This is a genomic window from Desemzia incerta (genome assembly GCF_900115825.1).
Lineage (GTDB): Bacteria > Bacillota > Bacilli > Lactobacillales > Carnobacteriaceae > Desemzia > Desemzia incerta.
This window is the reverse complement of record NZ_FOXW01000004.1, coordinates 127,400-143,817: the sequence shown is the minus strand read 5'-3', so window position 1 is coordinate 143,817 and position 16,418 is coordinate 127,400. Positions and strand designations below refer to the sequence as shown.

Here is a 16,418-nt window from a genome sequence, read left to right as displayed (position 1 = left end):
TTTTTTTGCAAATCAATAATGTATGGGCTTTCCTGGCGTTTGCGCTTGTTGGAAACTTAGGAATGAACTACTTTAACATTATTATCTGAGCATTCATTTCAGATATTATCGATTATCAAGAAGTACGTACTGGAAAACGTGAAGATGGAACGATTTATGCTGTTTACTCATTCTCTCGTAAAATCGGACAAGCTTTTGCTGGAGGATTAGGTGGATTTGCATTAAGTGCTGTTGGATTTGTTTCGGGTGCAAGTGGACGTCGGGGCTGCCTTTTTGAGCACGTTTACGCAACCCATAGCTAGGAGTTATTTCCCAGCCCCTACTATTTTTTTTGAAGAGGATAAATGGATTTGCTTCTATTGCACAGATAGGCTACTGAGCAGACGATAGTAAAATAAGGAAGATAAGTAAAGCCGAAGACTTCTGCACCAATCAATATAGGAGCCAATAAGGTATTGGTCGCACTGCCGAATACACTCGCATAACCTAGAGCAGCCGCAAATTCGATTGGAAGTCCTAAAGCAGCAGCCAGTACAACGCCTAATGAAGCTCCAATAGAAAATAAGGGAGTGACTTCACCGCCTTGAAAACCTGCTCCAATCGTCAGTATCGTCAACAAAAACTTCAGTACCCAATCATAAGCATAAATCGGCTGTCCAAAAAAGCTGGCATCGATCAAATTAGTTCCTAATCCAGCATAACGACCTTGAAATAACACCCATATAAAGACACTCAAACCAATTCCTATCCATCCGATTCTCTTGACTGGATCAGGCAAGTTATGCGCTAAAAAAGATTTTACTTTTTTTAGAATGTGAGCAAATAATCCTCCCGTCCAGCCAAATACAATACCTAAAATCAACAATTTTAAAAGCACTTCAAAGCTCATATGTACAGGTGAACGCAAAGCGAAAGAAAATTTCTCCAGACCAAGCCGATTGGAAACAAAACTCGCAGTAAAAGCAGCAATTACAGAAGTGTAAAGAGCATCATAACGCAATCGTCCAGCGGTTAAGACTTCGAGTGCAAAAAAAACAGCAGCGATCGGTGTTTGGAATAATCCAGCAAACCCTGCAGCCATACCCGTTATGAGAAACATACTGGTCGTATTCGTATTCGCTAACTTCACTTTACGACCGATCCCATTTGAAATTGCGGCTCCTAATTGGACCGCGACCCCCTCTCTGCCGGCACTGCCGCCAAATAAATGTGTCAGCCACGTTCCGCTGATCACAAACGGAATAAGTCTTTTAGGAATCATGTCTTGTTCTTCATGACCTACTTGAAAAATAAGGTTCATTCCTTGTGTACTTGTTTTACCATAAGACGAAAACAGATAAACAAACAACATTCCAGCAGGTGCCAGAAATAAAATAAGAGGTGTAAAATGTTCACTTCTGAAATCAGATAAACTTAATAATACTCTACCAAATAATGTGTCAAGAGCTCCGACTACACAGCCGATTAGAAGACTGGCGAATCCTAATAGAATCCATGTCTTGATTTTCTGGCGATCTAGTCTCCAATGATGCTTCATTTATTCCACCCCTTGCTTGATAATTGCCGCTTCAGTACATCATTTTAGCTATTTGCGGTTAGAGTGTCAATGAAGGCAGCAAAAAAAAACTCTTGCTCAAAAAAAGAGCAAGAGGAGAGAGCAAGCGATAGCCGTCTATTAATCAAGCGGACATCGAAATCTGCGTCACTTGACTAATAGAGCAGTCCTATTAATCAAATGAACGCTCAAAATCGTCCCACTTGATCAATAGACGCGTTCTATTAATCAAGTGAAGCTTCAAATACGTCTCACTTGACTAATAGAGGCATCCAAACCGATTATTTCACTTTCAATTCGGCTAATTGTTTATCGATATCTTCAACAGGCACATCGACTTGCAACAGAGAAGCTGCAGTATATGCACTTTCGATGAAAGCTGTGTCGTATAAAGTAATATTCTTATCCGTTGTTTCAATCGCCATTTCTAAGTTCATTTTCGCACTGCCTAAGTCATAAAAAGCCAGAATAGTATCTTCTTCAAATTTCTCTACGGCAGCAGAGATTTTATCAAAGCTTGTTCCGACTTCACCATCTTCAGTTCCGCCGGCTGCTATTATTGTCACGTCGCCCGCTACTTGACCTAACAATGTAGCCAATCCGTCAGCAATATCTGAAACGTGAGAAACAAGCAGAATTCCTGGTTTATTTGCCATCATAGACACCTGCCTCTAACATGGTTTTGAAAAGAAGGCTGCTGGACATAGCTCCCGGATCCAAATGTCCGATAGAACGATCTCCTAAATAAGAAGCTCTTCCTTTTGTAGCTTTCATATCTTTTGTTTTCTCTACAGCTTCTTCGATAGTCTCTGTTGTTAACGAGTTATTTTTGACGGCTTCTACAACAGGGACCCATTCGTCCACCATCGTTTTTTCGCCGGCTTCAGCTTTTCCTCGTTTTTGGATGCCGTCTAAACCAGCTGCCAACAAATCAGCTAATTCCAAACTGTCATTGTCTTTGCTGGCTTTTGCCATACTGATGAAAGCTGAACCGTATAAAGGACCAGAAGCTCCGCCGATTTTACTGACGAAGACCATTCCGACATCTTTCAATAAATCAGTTAAAGCTTCGTATTCATTAGCACCGAGTTTTTCTTTCAATGCTGCAGCACCACGAGCTAAATTGTTGCCATGGTCACCGTCTCCGATGGCCGTGTCTAATTCGCTCAAATACGTTTTGTTTTCCGTTAATTGTTCACCAAATAGTTCCATCCATTTTGTTACTGTTTCGACTGATAGCATTGTGTAAACTCCCTTCTTACCAAGAAATTGTATTTACGGGTGCAGTTAAATAGTCTACCCATTTTTCGTCTTCTAATTTTAATAATGTAATCGAAACTCCAGCCATATCAATAGAAGTCATGTAGTCTCCAACTTTCTTAAAGACTAATGTGATGCCTTCAGCTGCTAGTAGTTCGCGTACGTCATTTGTAAAAACAAATTGTTCCATTAAAGGAGTAGCGCCCATTCCGTTGATCAAAAGTGCGTACTGTTCATCACCAGACCATTGGAATTCTTTTTTCAATTGTTTGACCAGCTCAGCGGCTAAGTCTTTTGACGGTTGCAATTTTTCTCTGCGATACCCAGGTTCCCCATGGATACCGACACCAAATTCAATTTCATCATCGCCGATTTCGAATCCTGGTTTACCCACTTCTGGATTCGTGGCAGGAGATAATGCCACACCGATCGATTTGATTGCAGGAACTAATTTGTCAGCCAGTTCTTTGATCTCGGAAAGAGAAGCTCCTTCTTCAGCGGCTGCGCCTAAAATTTTGTGTACTAGGACAGTTCCAGCGATTCCTCTTTTACCTGCTGTATAAGTACTGTCTTCTACAGCAATGTCATCATCCACAACAACAAAGTCTACAGGAATATCTTCCATGTCAGCTAAATCTTTAGCCATTTCAAAGTTCATGATATCGCCAGAGTAGTTCTTAATGACCATAAATACTCCATTGCCTTCATCACTTGCTTTGATGGCTTCAAGAATTTGATCAGGAGTAGGAGAGGTAAAGACTTCTCCGCAAACAGCGGCAGACAGCATACCTTGACCTACAAAACCGGCATGTGCTGGCTCATGACCGCTTCCGCCTCCGCTCACTAAACCGACTTTGCCGTTTTTCGAATGCTTGCGGTGGACTACGTTTGTTTCAGGCAAACGCTCTACCAAACCATCATAAGCAAAAACCATACCTTTAATCATTTCATCAACAACTGCAGATGGATCATTAATAATTTTTTTCATGAATTTTCCTCCACTTCAATATAGTTGCTTCATTACTATTGTAACCGTTTCATCTCGTGAGGACAAATAGTAACTCAAAAGAAAAACAAGTTAAAAATTGAGAATGTGTTGTGAGATAAAGCATTTATTGAGATAATAAACAGGAAACACTAAAATGGAATGATAAATCTGACTTTAGTGTACAGGAAATATAAAAGCGGGACGAGAAATTCAACTTAGTTCTCTAGGAGTGTGAGCGATGGAAGCTGAAACAAGATTATTCGAACTAGCCAAACAACTTTACCAGGCAGCGTTCTGGGAAGATTACTGGGATACAGATATTTTAGCGCTGCAGTTGCCTGGGAGAACCGATCCGGTTTTCATGTCTATTCTAGGGAAAACAGAAGACAACTACGGGTTTCTCTTTTACCGTGATTTAGAAGAATTAAGGTACTATTTTGAATTGGTAAAGCAAGATCAGTTGAAAGATGCTGAAGCGACATTAGACTGGTTGCTAATTCAAAACGGGCTCTCTCTCACGTACGAAAACCGTCTTGATTTGCCGACAGAAGATTACCAACGAATCAAAAACAGCGGCGTCCCTTTCAGAGGGAAAAAAGCATGGCCTTTGTTTTTAGATTACAAGCCAGGATATTATCCTGACCCATTAGCAGAAAATGAAGTTCCATTTATGATTGATTTGCTGGAAAAATTCATGATAATGGCGGAAGAATACCGTACTGAATTAGATCTATATGATACTGAAGAAAATAAAGAAAGTGTATTTTTGCGGACTTATACAGAAGATGGGCAATTTGAAGATAGTATGTTTGTCTTGCCATCGGATGTCTTACAAGGTTTAGCTGCCCAAAAGTACGCTAAAGAGCCAGTTAAAGTAACTGATTTTGAGCTCAGACGTGTGGATCAATTAAGGATCGGCAGTTCGATTTGGGAGTTGGAATTGAATTATATTGCGGTTCCTAGAGAAGGGATGGATGAAGAACGTCCTCGTTTTTCTATTATGCTGATGATCATAGATGCCAAAAGCACCGAAATCCTTTTGGGTGAACTGGTTGAATTTGAAGAAATAGAAAAAATTCAACGGCTTTTCATTAAGGTATTGCTGGCTAATGATGTAAAACCGCCAACCGTTGTCGTCAATGTCAGCCGTTACCATAGAATAAGCGGTATATTGAAAGAATTACTGAAAAAGTTAGACATTGAACTGGTACCCGTCTATAAACTGCCAATGATTTCAGCTGTACAAAATGATATGATAGAATTTTTTGATGAAGAAGATGCAGAATAAAAATCTTCTTCAGTGTATTGGAGGAAAAAGATGAAAACTTTAGTGGTCATTTCGCATCCGGAGATTTCTGAATCCGGCAGTCAGCAATTTTTGCTGAGTTCTATCCCCGAAAGTGAATCGGTAAAAGTTCACCATTTAGAAGGAGTCTATCCAGACAGTCAAATAGATGTAGCAGCAGAACAAGAATTGTTGAAGCAATTTGACCGTATCTTGTTTCAATTTCCATTTTACTGGTACAGCTCGCCGCCGTTATTGAAGCAATGGCAAGATGAAGTACTGACATATGGGTTTGCTTATGGAAAAAATGGACATGCATTGAGCGGAAAAGAGTTTGGGTTGGTGCTGTCTGTAGGGATCAAGGAAAGCGAGTACCAAGCAGGAGGTAAAGAAGTTTTCAGTATCAACGAATTAACGAAACCTTTTCAAGCTGTTGCAGTGAAAACGGGAATGACTTATTTGAAGCCGTTTGTGATTTACCAATTTCCATATATGACAGAAGAACAGAAAATGACCTTACTGATCGATTATCAGCAAGCTGTTACGAGAGAAGCAGATGACAGTTTAGCGACTCGGGAAAAATGGATCATTCAAGAGTTGGAAAAAACACCAGAAGAAACTTTAGCTCCAGGCGATGAACTGCTGATGCAGCATGCAGTAGATCTTATTGAAGAAAATCGAGATACGATAGATGGATTAAAAATGGTATTAGATGAAATGAATTCCTAATAATCGAAGAAGCATTGGAGAGAATGAGATGGATCAAAACGAATGGATGATTCAAGAACTGGAACGTGCTTTTGAAATGAGTCGGGACTATAAGCAAAAAGCGCTGTTAGCAGCAGCTAAGCGTTTGATTCAAGAACAGACAGTGCGTATCCAACAAATGGAAGGAGAACTGGATGGAACCTTATGGAGTCCAAGAAATTGGAGCGAATAACGGTTTAGTTCATTCTTTTAACAAAATACTCCGCAATTGACTATTTTATGTCAGTTGCGGAGTTTTTTTATTTGACGAACGACTAGAAATGACCTAATAAATTAGATATTTTTCTGGTTGTTTCCACTATTTTAGTAATATACTGATCTTTTTTCTCAATTTCTGAAACAGGCAGAGAAATGCTGATAGCACCAGCGGCTAAATCCTTATAACTAGCAAATGAAGCACCGATACAGACAATACCCACTTCATTTTCTTCGTAATCCAAGGCATAACCTTGCTGGCGAACAGTTTCCATTTCAGCTAAAAAAGCATCTAAATCTGTAATGGTATTTTTTGTTTTCTTTTGGATATCTGCTTGCTCCCAATACTCGATGACCGCACTGTTGGGTTTAGTAGCCAGAATAGCTTTTCCTACAGCAGTTAAATACATAGGAGCTTTCTTCCCTATTCTAGAGTGCATACGAGTATCTGATTGCTGAGCATCATGTTTATCGATATATAAAACTTCATAATCATCTTCTATTACTAAATGAACAGTTTGATTAATTTCTTGAGACAACTGACGAATCATGCTTTTAGCAACATTCAAAAAATCGATATTTTGAACTCGTCTGTTCCCTAACTGGAATAATTTTAAAGAGATACGGTATTTTTTGGTTGTCGGGTCTTTTTCAATGTACCCGTTTTGCAATAGAGAGTTGATTAAACGATGTGTTGTAGCTTTATGCAACTGAACTTTTTCGCTTATCTCCATCAAACTTAAATTATCATAATTGGAAAGGGTTTCTAGAATGGTCAGGGCTCTATCTATTGTTTGTACCCCACCAGTGGGATTATTCGTCATATTATTACTCCTTTTAAAAATTAATTTCTTGATTACCCGAATGACTCTTTCACGACATGTTTTATTATATGAGATAACTTTTAGTTGTACAAGTTGAGTTTGAGAAATCCATCTCGTATCAAGTATGTAAATATAAGCATATGAACTATTTGTGACAACAGTCGTTGGAAGCGATTAAACGAAAAACAACTAGACCTTTCCAGTTTGTGTTGTATAACAACTGTAGTTCCCTTTTTTATAGAAGTATAGTCTTGAAATTAAGTATAAGACGATTAACTTGCAAGAAAGACACGTACTTGGTCAGCTGAATGCGTGTTTTTTTGATTTTGTTGACAAGTTTACTTGGCAAGTATAAGATGTATTCGACAAGTAAACTTGGCGAAAAGAGGGAATGGAATGGATAAAGAAGAAATACTAAATAAATATCGTTCTGAAAACAATGACGAAGGAAAAAATCATGAAAATAATCATGCAGATGACCAAGGTTTTTACGCACTGTGCTTCTTAGCGTTGTTAATAATGATGTATCAAATTTTCAATAACTTGCCTTTTGGTGATATAACGGCGTTGCTTTTTGCATTTATGGCGACCGGAGGATTTTCACGATATCGTTTAAGAAAAGAGAAAGGGATTTTATATTTTAGTATAGTAAATAGTTTTTTGTGCGCAGCTTTTCTTATCTGGTATATCTTACAAACTATATAATGGGAGAAATGGATTTGGAAAAGGAAGAATTGGTTTTAAAAAATAATATAAAAACAGCTAGAAAAGAGAAACAATTATCCCAAAGAGAGCTATCTGAAATGATAGGAGTGTCCAGGAATACAATCAGTTCGATTGAAACTGGGCAGTTTAACCCGACAGCAAAACTTGCTCTGATATTATGCATTGCTTTAGATAAAAAGTTTGAAGAACTGTTTTATTTTTAAGAAAACCTATACGAAGCACACCTTTTTATTCTACTTACTTTTTGTGTTAAGGTTGAAAAAGAATCAGACTCGAAGGGAGATTGCATACATGAAAGTATTAGTAGTGGGAGCAAATGGAAAAATAGGAAAACAATTGGTCGACTTGTTAAATAAAAGTGAGAAACATTCTGTTCGAGCATTTGTCCGAAAAGAGGGACAAGCAAAAGAACTGGAAAGCAACGGTATCGAAACTCACTTAGGGGACTTAGAAGGCTCTGTGAGCGATTTGGAAGAGGCAGTTAAAGGAACTGACGCAGTAGTCTTTACAGCAGGCTCTGGCGGCAGCACTGGGGCAGATAAAACGTTGCTGATCGATTTAGATGGTGCGGTGAAAGTCATTGATGCAGCCAAAAATGTTGGTGTGGATCGATTCTTGATGGTGAGTGCATTTGGTGCAGATCAACGTGAAAAATGGAATGAAGAAATCAAATCTTACTATGTGGCGAAATACTATGCAGATAAAGAATTGATGCAAAGCGGGTTGAACTATACGATCGTTCGTCCTGGGGGTCTGACAGATGACACCAGTAAAGGCAAAGTGGTCGTGTCTGACAATATGCAACTAACCGATTCGGATGACCGGACGATTCCGCGTGAAGACGTGGCTAAAGTGGTATTTGAGAGCTTAGACAATGAGAAAACTTACCGTAAAGCATTTGATTTAGTGTCGGGCGAACAGTCGATTGAAGAAGCATTAGACCAACTATAGAAGAGATTATGGTAATAAGGTGATCTATTAATCAACCGGAATGTTTTAAAAGTTCCACTTGATTAATAGGACTGGTCTATTAGTCAAATGGAGGCTCAATAACTGCTCACTTAATCAATAGACCTATTCTATTAATCAAGTGAAGCTGATTTCATACTTCAGTTGACTAATAGATCCATTTCAAAGAGAAAAAATCTAGGCCGCAAACGTTGATATACGTTTGCGGCCTAGATTTTTTATTAAATAAACTGTCCATCGGCTTCCATGTCGCGCCCAATCGCCAAAAGCCATTCTTCTCTGCCTTTAGGAGCAGTGAATTGTACGCCAAGCGGCAGACCGTCTTTGGTCAAATGGACCGGCAAACTAATCGAAGGCTGTCCAGTTAAGTTGGCTTGCATACCAAACGGCGTGATCGGCAAGCTTTCACTAAACATGTCCCAGACAACTTGCTGCTGCTCTGTGGAGTCGACTTCAGTGATATTGCGCATGCGTTCCAACATTGCTTCATCTTGCCAGTCTGTCCCGACTTTTGGAGCGCTGTCAGCTGTGGCAGGTGTCAAGAATAAATCAAATGACTCATTAAAATTCGCCATGACTTCAGCAGCTTGGTCCCAAGTGCTTAATGTGTTAGAGTAAGCAGCAGCAGAAATGGTTTTTCCGGCATTGTATAAAACCCATGTGACCAATTCCATATCGTTGATGGTCAATTTGCGCTGAAGGGCGGACTCGATATTTTCCATCATTGCTGTTGTTTCGCCCGAGTTCATGACGTAATAGCTCTTCATCAAATGTACCCCGTCGATCTCAGGTGTTTTTTCAACAACTGAATGCCCTTGAGCTCTTAACCATTCAACGGTTTTCAAAACTGCCTGTTGCGCTTCTTCGCTGACTTTGGAAAGTACAGGAGATTCCAGAGAGTAAGCGATCCTAAACGTTTTTTTAGGTGCATAGTGCAAATGATTCATGTATCCTTCAGCAAAAAGAGGAGTCTGGAAAGCTGCGGCCGGTTGGATAGTTTGCAGTACATCCATCATAGCGGCAGTATCTCTGATCGATTTGGTCAGTGCAAAGCTAATCGAAGCACCTTGCCAATTTCGACCAGATCCGGGACCGATGGGCGTTCGTCCACGTGTAGGCTTCAAGCCGACCAATCCAGTAAAAGAAGCTGGAATCCGAATGGACCCGCCTCCGTCGCTGGCACCGGCAATCGGCACCATACCCGAAGTCACAGCCGCCGCCGCTCCACCACTAGACCCGCCTGGAGAGTAATCAGTATTCCAAGGATTGCGTGAAGGTCCATACAGTTCTGGTTCAGTGATGTTTTTAAATCCGAACTCTGGTACATTGGTTTGTCCAATTACGATAAACCCTGCGTTAATCAAAGCTTGAGTGAAGTGGCTCGTTTGAGCAGCCACAGAATTTTTCAGCAAACTAGACCCTGATGTATGAGGTTCGCCAGCTAAAGATTGCCCCAACCCTTTCACCAGGATTGGGATGCCGCCAAACGGTTTACCGCTGAAGTCTCGTTCTTCCGCTTCTTTTAACGCTTTTTCTTTGCGTTGATGAATCACAGCATTTAATGCTGGATTTTCTTTTTCGATGACTTGAAAAGATTGTTCTACCAATTCTTTTGGAGAAATGACCTTGTTTTGTAATTGTTCTGCGTAAAATAAACCATCTTCTTCACGATTAAGAATGCTCACAAAATCCCTCTTTTCTGAAATTATTCTTGTTTAGTGTAGCATTCCTGATTTGAGAAAAGAACGTACAGGGCAAAAAATGAGTCAAAAAAAGTGGATATCCAGCCGCTTGCAGCTGCAGATATCCACTAAATAAGCAAAGTTGTTTTTAAAGACTATACCTAAAAACATAATCGTCCATCACAAAACCATTCCCAATGTCTGCGACTTGTTCTCGAATTTGTTCGAAGCCCATTTTTTGGTACGCCTTTATTGTAGGAGCGTTGTATTTATTGACCGTCAATTCAATCGACTGTTTACTCTGATCTGCCGCAACTTCCTTCAGCTTTTCAAATAAAAAACGCCCCAAACCTTTACCGCGAGCAGCTTCTGTCAGATAGAATTTGCTCAAGAAAAGAGTGTTTTCCTCGAATTCGTAACTGACATAACCAACATCTTGACCATCTTCCTGAACCAACCAATAGATTTTTCCCTTTTCAAGATCTTGTTGGATAGCTGGTTCGGACTGTATCGTCTCCAACATGTAATGAACTTGTTCTTCTCCAAGAATAGAAGTATAGTGCTCTTTCCAAATGATACGAGCTAGCTCAGCTAATGCATGCGCATCAGCAGGTTGAGCTGTTTTGATTTGAATCATATGGTAATCATCTCCTTTAAAAGTTGGGTAGGGAATGAATGTTTTATTGTCTGACTAACAAAATCTGGTGAAAACAGGAGAAACTTGTTAGAGAGAGGCCGTCTCACTTACAATAATGGAGCGCAAGCCTCTGGACTTGTGAGTGAGAGACCTTTTTATCACCAAAAACCTATAAAAGTAGCTGCTTCCTCGTTTTTAATCCCAAAAATTGGAATTGTGAGAGTAGCAGCTAATTTTTCTATTCGATGCTAGACGCTTTTCTCCGCTCTCTGCTCTAAAATGAGCTGCACAGAGCAGGCTTCCTATGATTTCGATTTCACCTTTTTATCGGGAAAAGCACCCAATGAAAAGGTGAAATTCGAACTCTACGGAATCCTTAACGCTCTGTTCCGCTCTCTGCTTTAAAACGAGCTGCGAAAAGCAGCCTATACGCCTATAAGCCAAGATCAACTGTCAGGTGAAAAGCACCTGTCAGTTGATCTTTTCTTCTATTCGATAGGCTAAACGCTATTCTCCGCTCTCTACTAGTTTTACCAAGAAGTATTTTTTCTTGCCTTTTCGGACTAGGATGAAGCGTTCTTCGAATGAGTTTTCTGGTTTGATGATGGCTTCTACATCGGTTTCTTTTTCGCCGTTGATGGAGATGGCACCGTTTTTGATGTCTTCACGGGCTTGGCGTCTTGATGGTTCGATGCCGACAACGTTAACTAACCATTCTACGATGTTGCGTTCTTCTTTTGGTGCTTCGAAAGTCGGCATGTTTTTGAAGCCTTCTTCGATTTGCTTAGCAGTTAATTCTTTTACTTCGCCTGAGAATAAAGCAGCAGTGATTTTTTCAGCGTCTGCTAAAGCTTCTTCACCATGAACGAATAAAGTCATTTCACGTGCCAATGTTTTTTGAGCAGCACGTTTATGCGGTTCAGTTTCTACTTGTTCAGCCAACTCATTGATGTCGTCTTGGCTCAAGAAAGTGAAGTATTTCAAGTAGCGAACTACGTCACGGTCATCTTGGTTCAACCAGAATTGGTAGAATTCGTAAGGAGTTGTTTTTTCAGCGTCCAACCAGATTGCTCCGCCGGCTGTTTTACCAAATTTGGTTCCGTCAGCTTTCAACAACAATGGAATTGTCAATCCGAATGCTTTAGCTTCAGCACTTTCTTGTTTACGAATGAATTCTAGACCAGCGGTAATGTTTCCCCATTGATCAGCCCCACCTACTTGTAATTGAACATCTTCATTGCGGTATAAATGTAAGAAGTCGATGGATTGCAAGATTTGGTAAGTGAATTCAGTAAACGAGATTCCAGTTTCTAAACGGCTTGCAACGATGTCTTTAGACAGCATTGTGTTGACGTTGAAACTTTTTCCGACATTGCGCAAGAAGTCCAATAGTGTCAATTCGCCTGTCCATTCCAAGTTGTTAACTAAACGAATCGATTTCTCGTCTTTCCCGGCATCAAATAATTTTTGGACTTGAGCTGTTAGTTTTTGGATATTTTCTTCAACTTGTTCAGCAGATTGTAAAACGCGTTCTTCAGATTTCCCACTTGGGTCTCCAATAGAACCTGTAGCTCCACCGACTAAAATAACTGGTTTATGTCCAGCTAATTGGAATCGTTTCAAGACCATAAAAGGAATCAAGTGACCAATATGCATACTGTCCCCAGTTGGATCGATTCCGCAGTAGACACCGATTTCTTTTTCTGAGATCAATTCGCGCAATCCAGCCTCATCAGTTTGTTGGTTGATGGCTCCGCGCCATTCTAATTCATCAATAATGTTCATGTTGTTTGCCCCTTTTCTATTTTTTTGCACAAAAAAACCCGATGAAAAGAACGTGTCTTTTCATCGGGACGAATGTTAGTTTCCGTGGTACCACCCAATTTGCAAACAAACTTCCTTTATAGGAGTTCGCTGCCTCTTCAGTACTAGTATCGCCAGTATCGCGCTTGAGGTTAATCAAGTTGCTCCAGAGTGTAATTCGATGTATTGTGTGTGCTGATTTGCAGCGACCATCAGCTCTCTATAAAACAGGGACAATACTTCTACTGTATTCCTTCATCGCAAAAGTTAGAATATTTAAGAGAGTTATAAACTTATAAATTTATAACTACAAGAGTTAAGTTCAGTATAGAAAATTACCCTCAAAATGTCAATTGCAGAAAAAGTAAAATAACTTGTTGACAGTTTTAGTGTACTAAGCATATAATACACATCAAGAGGTGTATTAAGTGAGTAGTACACTACTTTAATTATGGTGTATTAAGAGGTTAATACAGAAAAAGAAGGGACTGAAACCATGTCAGAGATGTTCAATCAAAGAGAACCGGTCTATTTGCAAGTGGTTCGTAATTTCAAAGAAAAAGTAGCCTCAGGCGAATTGCAGCCTGGAGAGGAAATGCCGTCCAGAAGAGAATTAGCTAACACATTAGGGATCAATCCCAACACAGTTCAGAGGGCTTTCAAACGAATGGAGGAAGAAAACTTGTTGTATACAGAAGGAAATATGCCAAGCAGAGTCACAGAAGATCAATCTATTTTGGGTCAAGTCCGGTCTGAGCTGATGTTGGATGCGGTAGAACACTTTATTGCGGCTGTTAAGCCAATCGGAGTTACTTTGAAAGAAATACAAGACAAAGTAGAAGAACAATATCTACTGGAAGCCAGTCAAAACGGAGGCGACAACGAATGATCGAAGTCAGACAGTTAGAGAAAAAATACAAACGAAAAAAAGTGTTGAACGGAATCTCTTTTACGGCAAATAAAGGAGAAATCACTTGTTTGATCGGAACAAATGGTTCAGGGAAAACGACGATATTAAAAGCGATCATGAATTTGACTCCTTTAGAAAAAGGAGAAATTTTTATTGATGGAAAAGCGCTGGATAGAGAGACCTACGAAACAATTGCGTTCATTCCAGATGCGATCACGATGATGCCTTCTATGACAATTCAAGGGGCAATGGAGTTTATGGCTGAGTTCTATATCTCTTGGAATCAGGAAAGAGCAACAGAATTGTTGAACTTTTTCAAATTGAGTTCCAGAGATAAAATTTCTCAGTTATCTAAAGGAAATACGATGAAAGTAAATATGGTTTTGGGATTGGCTCTGGATGTGGATTACTTACTGATGGACGAGCCTTTTTCAGGAATCGATATTTTCAGCCGAGAACAAATAGCATCCGTATTTACCAGCAATTTAGTTGAAAATAGAGGCGTTTTGATCACCACTCATGAAATCAGCGACATTGAACATTTGATCGACAAAGCTGTTTTGATTGAGAACGGGAAAGTCGTTACCGAATTCAATGCAGAAGAGATGCGTGAAGAGAGTGGTAAATCAGTTGTAGATGTCATGAGAGAGGTGTACCAACCATGAAAAATTTTGTCAAATTAGTTCGGTTTGAATTCAACCGTTTTGCTCCAATTTATGCAACATTAGCTGTATTAACAGCACTTATTCAATTGATTGGTGTATTTGTTACGACAAATGGCTATCTAAGATCTGTCAGCGAGCAGAAACAATCAGGAATAGTCAACGATAGTGAGATTATTGCGAATATTGGGAAAATGGGGATGACCGATTTCGTAAACAGCTTATGGTTTTTAGGTCCGATCATGTTTTGCGGAGCGGTATTGATGCTTTATAGTGTATTCATTTGGTACCGAGATTGGCTGGGGAAAAATACTTTCATCTACCGTTTGTTGATGTTGCCGACGCAACGGTTGAACATCTTATTCTCTAAAGTAACAACGATCTTTTTAATGGTCATTGGATTGATTGCTTTGCAATTAGTACTGCTGTATATAGAAAACAGCCTTTTCCAAATGCTTCTTCCAACAGCTTATTTCAATTATTCCAACCTGAATCAAATGATTCAAAGCTCTTATTATTTAATGATGTTTTACCCGACTTCAGGACTTGTATTTATCTCGAGATACAGTAAAGGATTACTGGGACTTTTAGTAGTTTCCACAGTCGTTCTTTTTGAGAGAAGTTACAAAATCAAAGGACTTATCATAGGCGTTGCTTATGCAACATTTGTTCAATTGATCTTTTCCGCTGTTTATTTCATGCAATTTTACAATGTTATGTTGTACCTGTTTGCCAGCGAAATCTTCTTGATTTCATTAGTATTAACGGTTGTGGCAAGTACCCTTTCGATTTGGATCAGCCATAGATTATTAAATAAAAAAGTAACGGTTTAAAACAAACTACACACGGGGGAGTAAAAAATGAAAAAGTATTGGAAATTAATCACTTTAATAGTATTCAGCGTAATCAGCATCAGCACTTTTTATCTTGTGACCGTTTCTGCTGAAAATAGTTATCCTCAATACTCTATTGAGACACGTTCTGGAGACGAGGCTGTTATCAAAGACTTGGTTCTGGCTGCGAGTACATTTGATGAAAATAGCGATTATGGCGATATGTTTCAAATTAAAACAGAAGGAACAATCGGAAACAAAGATGTTCCGTTTACCCAACAATTAGATATGACGCACCAACATGATTTTTCCGTTCAGAAATTATATCGCGAGCACCGTGGGTTTTTCAGAGAGAAAACCTGGAATATGTTCCAGTATCATGAAGATGAGGACTTTATTACTTACGCCAACAACTTCTATACTGTGGTCGACGATTATGAGGAGATCCATGACAAATTAGAGATAGCAGTACTAGACAAAAAAACAGAAGAAGAGACAAACTTTGAAGTGGAAGTTCCTGATTATAAAAACTACGATAGTTTTTACGTAGAAGATGTGCAAAAAAGCGGGAACATTTTGCATGTGTTTACAACAAACTACATCGAAGGGGAGACAGAATTATATCAACCCATCACAGAATTGCACGTTTATAAAATCGATTTAGACAGTCAAAAGATCGTAGAAGACTTGATTCTAGCACCATCTAGCGATGACGATATGGATTATACGTCTTATATTGTTAATATTGGCTCAACGAACAGTGAAATGACGCCAGAACCCTATATTATTATTTCATCAAACCCTACTGTACAACCAGAGACTACTGAATCCGGAGTAGAGATCAACCCAGAAGACATTACAATGATGGCTTACAATGTAGAAACAAGTGAAGTATCAGAACTAGCTGTTCCAAATGAGTTCAAAGGCTGGTCTGAGTCGATGTATCCATTGGTAACAAACGTACAAGACGAATATATTTACTACACTACGCTCAAAGAAAATGGCTTTGAGATGAATAGATTTAATATAGAAGAAAATACTATGGAACAAGCTCAACTTATAGAATTACCAAGTGAAGTGATGGAGAACTTCCTAAACAATCCTGAAGGCTACGCCACTCCATTAGTCTCTATCAAGGGAAATCAAATTTGCTATGTCAGCACACTGAAAGACAAAGCTAGACATGATGTCGGCATAGTCGTCGCTGACCTGGAAAGCGGCCAAGTCTTATACGACGGAACGATTAAAAACAGTGAGAAAATGAACGATGTCTTTAAAGATGTCACTTTGACTATCGACTCGTTTATGTTCTAGTTCTGCA

19 protein-coding genes and 1 other annotated feature are annotated in these 16,418 nt (G+C 39.4%); of the genes, 11 read left to right on the top strand and 8 right to left on the bottom strand.

Annotation, left to right across the window (positions count from 1 at the left end; genetic code table 11):
- The first annotated feature begins 95 nt into the window (after positions 1–95).
- Positions 96–302 carry an MFS transporter gene (locus BM137_RS11455; protein ID WP_092480468.1) on the top strand — a complete coding sequence of 69 codons (207 nt, stop codon included), beginning with the start codon at positions 96–98 and terminating at the stop codon, positions 300–302.
- Between the two features lie 20 nt (positions 303–322).
- Here BM137_RS11455 and BM137_RS06355 read toward each other — a convergent pair whose 3' ends face one another.
- From BM137_RS06355 to dhaK, 4 genes are all read right to left on the bottom strand, one after another.
- The gene (locus BM137_RS06355; RefSeq protein ID WP_092480332.1) at positions 323–1,537 is read right to left on the bottom strand and encodes a chloride channel protein; all 1,215 of its coding nucleotides are present in this window, start codon (positions 1,535–1,537) and stop codon (positions 323–325) included.
- A gap of 299 nt (positions 1,538–1,836) precedes the next feature.
- On the bottom strand, positions 1,837–2,211 hold the full coding sequence (dhaM, locus tag BM137_RS06350) for a dihydroxyacetone kinase phosphoryl donor subunit DhaM (RefSeq protein WP_092480467.1): 375 nt from the start codon (positions 2,209–2,211) through the stop codon (positions 1,837–1,839).
- The gene (gene dhaL / locus BM137_RS06345; RefSeq protein WP_092480331.1) at positions 2,201–2,797 is read right to left on the bottom strand and encodes a dihydroxyacetone kinase subunit DhaL; all 597 of its coding nucleotides are present in this window, start codon (positions 2,795–2,797) and stop codon (positions 2,201–2,203) included. The genes dhaM and dhaL overlap by 11 nt, the downstream gene beginning before the upstream one ends.
- Before the next feature lie 16 nt (positions 2,798–2,813).
- The gene (gene dhaK, locus BM137_RS06340; protein ID WP_092480330.1) at positions 2,814–3,803 is read right to left on the bottom strand and encodes a dihydroxyacetone kinase subunit DhaK; all 990 of its coding nucleotides are present in this window, start codon (positions 3,801–3,803) and stop codon (positions 2,814–2,816) included.
- Positions 3,804–4,041: 238 nt separating this feature from the next.
- Here dhaK and BM137_RS06335 point away from each other — a divergent pair, with 238 nt between their 5' ends.
- The 3 genes from BM137_RS06335 to BM137_RS06325 are packed head-to-tail and all read left to right on the top strand — an operon-like array spanning position 4,042 to position 6,028.
- A complete protein-coding gene (locus tag BM137_RS06335; protein ID WP_092480329.1) occupies positions 4,042–5,091 on the top strand; it encodes a DUF7309 domain-containing protein in 1,050 nt (349 codons plus the stop codon).
- Positions 5,092–5,121: 30 nt separating this feature from the next.
- A complete protein-coding gene (locus tag BM137_RS06330) occupies positions 5,122–5,817 on the top strand; it encodes an NAD(P)H-dependent oxidoreductase (RefSeq protein WP_092480328.1) in 696 nt (231 codons plus the stop codon).
- A gap of 28 nt (positions 5,818–5,845) precedes the next feature.
- On the top strand, positions 5,846–6,028 hold the full coding sequence (locus BM137_RS06325) for a hypothetical protein (RefSeq protein ID WP_092480327.1): 183 nt from the start codon (positions 5,846–5,848) through the stop codon (positions 6,026–6,028).
- Positions 6,029–6,110: 82 nt separating this feature from the next.
- Here the strand turns inward: BM137_RS06325 and BM137_RS06320 are convergent, their stop codons facing one another.
- Entirely contained in the window at positions 6,111–6,875 is a 765-nt protein-coding gene (locus tag BM137_RS06320) for an IclR family transcriptional regulator (RefSeq protein WP_092480326.1), read from the bottom strand.
- Between the two features lie 396 nt (positions 6,876–7,271).
- Here BM137_RS06320 and BM137_RS06315 point away from each other — a divergent pair, with 396 nt between their 5' ends.
- The 3 genes from BM137_RS06315 (at position 7,272) to BM137_RS06305 (ending at position 8,552) form a co-directional block, all read left to right on the top strand.
- Positions 7,272–7,580, top strand: coding sequence for a DUF6442 family protein (locus BM137_RS06315; protein ID WP_092480325.1), 309 nt, complete (start codon positions 7,272–7,274; stop codon positions 7,578–7,580).
- 8 nt (positions 7,581–7,588) lie between these two features.
- Complete coding sequence (locus tag BM137_RS06310; RefSeq protein ID WP_092480324.1) at positions 7,589–7,804, top strand: helix-turn-helix transcriptional regulator; 216 nt, start codon at positions 7,589–7,591, stop codon at positions 7,802–7,804.
- Positions 7,805–7,892: 88 nt separating this feature from the next.
- Positions 7,893–8,552, top strand: a complete 660-nt coding sequence (locus BM137_RS06305) for an SDR family oxidoreductase (protein WP_092480323.1) — start codon at positions 7,893–7,895, stop codon at positions 8,550–8,552.
- Between the two features lie 239 nt (positions 8,553–8,791).
- On the opposite strand, the gene BM137_RS06300 is transcribed toward BM137_RS06305, so the two are convergent.
- From BM137_RS06300 to tyrS, 3 genes are all read right to left on the bottom strand, one after another.
- The gene (locus tag BM137_RS06300; protein WP_092480322.1) at positions 8,792–10,255 is read right to left on the bottom strand and encodes an amidase; all 1,464 of its coding nucleotides are present in this window, start codon (positions 10,253–10,255) and stop codon (positions 8,792–8,794) included.
- A 145-nt stretch (positions 10,256–10,400) separates the two neighbouring features.
- Positions 10,401–10,889, bottom strand: a complete 489-nt coding sequence (locus BM137_RS06295; RefSeq protein ID WP_092480321.1) for a GNAT family N-acetyltransferase — start codon at positions 10,887–10,889, stop codon at positions 10,401–10,403.
- Between the two features lie 507 nt (positions 10,890–11,396).
- Positions 11,397–12,674, bottom strand: a complete 1,278-nt coding sequence (tyrS, locus tag BM137_RS06290) for a tyrosine--tRNA ligase (protein ID WP_092480320.1) — start codon at positions 12,672–12,674, stop codon at positions 11,397–11,399.
- A gap of 61 nt (positions 12,675–12,735) precedes the next feature.
- Positions 12,736–12,960: a binding site (T-box leader), on the bottom strand.
- A 228-nt stretch (positions 12,961–13,188) separates the two neighbouring features.
- Between tyrS and BM137_RS06285 the strand changes: the two genes are divergently transcribed.
- The 4 genes from BM137_RS06285 to BM137_RS06270 are packed head-to-tail and all read left to right on the top strand — an operon-like array spanning position 13,189 to position 16,411.
- The gene (locus BM137_RS06285; RefSeq protein WP_092480319.1) at positions 13,189–13,581 is read left to right on the top strand and encodes a GntR family transcriptional regulator; all 393 of its coding nucleotides are present in this window, start codon (positions 13,189–13,191) and stop codon (positions 13,579–13,581) included.
- Complete coding sequence (locus tag BM137_RS06280; RefSeq protein ID WP_092480318.1) at positions 13,578–14,267, top strand: ABC transporter ATP-binding protein; 690 nt, start codon at positions 13,578–13,580, stop codon at positions 14,265–14,267. Before BM137_RS06285 ends, BM137_RS06280 begins: the two co-directional genes overlap by 4 nt.
- A complete protein-coding gene (locus tag BM137_RS06275; RefSeq protein ID WP_092480317.1) occupies positions 14,264–15,097 on the top strand; it encodes a hypothetical protein in 834 nt (277 codons plus the stop codon). Before BM137_RS06280 ends, BM137_RS06275 begins: the two co-directional genes overlap by 4 nt.
- A gap of 27 nt (positions 15,098–15,124) precedes the next feature.
- Positions 15,125–16,411 (top strand): hypothetical protein, encoded by a 1,287-nt coding sequence (locus tag BM137_RS06270; RefSeq protein ID WP_092480316.1) that lies wholly within the window; start codon positions 15,125–15,127, stop codon positions 16,409–16,411.
- Positions 16,412–16,418: the final 7 nt, after the last annotated feature.

Bases quoted from the DNA above. Each gene is read 5' to 3' on its own strand.
- BM137_RS06280 (WP_092480318.1), top strand. From the start codon at position 13,578: ATGATCGAAGTCAGACAGTTAGAGAAAAAATACAAACGAAAAAAAGTG.
- BM137_RS06285 (WP_092480319.1), top strand. From the start codon at position 13,189: ATGTCAGAGATGTTCAATCAAAGAGAACCGGTCTATTTGCAAGTGGTT.
- dhaL (WP_092480331.1), bottom strand. From the start codon at position 2,797: ATGCTATCAGTCGAAACAGTAACAAAATGGATGGAACTATTTGGTGAA.
- BM137_RS06320 (WP_092480326.1), bottom strand. From the start codon at position 6,875: ATGACGAATAATCCCACTGGTGGGGTACAAACAATAGATAGAGCCCTG.
- BM137_RS06275 (WP_092480317.1), top strand. From the start codon at position 14,264: ATGAAAAATTTTGTCAAATTAGTTCGGTTTGAATTCAACCGTTTTGCT.
- BM137_RS06305 (WP_092480323.1), top strand. From the start codon at position 7,893: ATGAAAGTATTAGTAGTGGGAGCAAATGGAAAAATAGGAAAACAATTG.
- BM137_RS06270 (WP_092480316.1), top strand. From the start codon at position 15,125: ATGAAAAAGTATTGGAAATTAATCACTTTAATAGTATTCAGCGTAATC.
- BM137_RS06325 (WP_092480327.1), top strand. From the start codon at position 5,846: ATGGATCAAAACGAATGGATGATTCAAGAACTGGAACGTGCTTTTGAA.
- dhaK (WP_092480330.1), bottom strand. From the start codon at position 3,803: ATGAAAAAAATTATTAATGATCCATCTGCAGTTGTTGATGAAATGATT.
- BM137_RS06355 (WP_092480332.1), bottom strand. From the start codon at position 1,537: ATGAAGCATCATTGGAGACTAGATCGCCAGAAAATCAAGACATGGATT.
- BM137_RS06335 (WP_092480329.1), top strand. From the start codon at position 4,042: ATGGAAGCTGAAACAAGATTATTCGAACTAGCCAAACAACTTTACCAG.
- BM137_RS06330 (WP_092480328.1), top strand. From the start codon at position 5,122: ATGAAAACTTTAGTGGTCATTTCGCATCCGGAGATTTCTGAATCCGGC.
- BM137_RS06295 (WP_092480321.1), bottom strand. From the start codon at position 10,889: ATGATTCAAATCAAAACAGCTCAACCTGCTGATGCGCATGCATTAGCT.
- dhaM (WP_092480467.1), bottom strand. From the start codon at position 2,211: ATGGCAAATAAACCAGGAATTCTGCTTGTTTCTCACGTTTCAGATATT.
- BM137_RS06315 (WP_092480325.1), top strand. From the start codon at position 7,272: ATGGATAAAGAAGAAATACTAAATAAATATCGTTCTGAAAACAATGAC.
- BM137_RS06310 (WP_092480324.1), top strand. From the start codon at position 7,589: ATGGATTTGGAAAAGGAAGAATTGGTTTTAAAAAATAATATAAAAACA.
- tyrS (WP_092480320.1), bottom strand. From the start codon at position 12,674: ATGAACATTATTGATGAATTAGAATGGCGCGGAGCCATCAACCAACAA.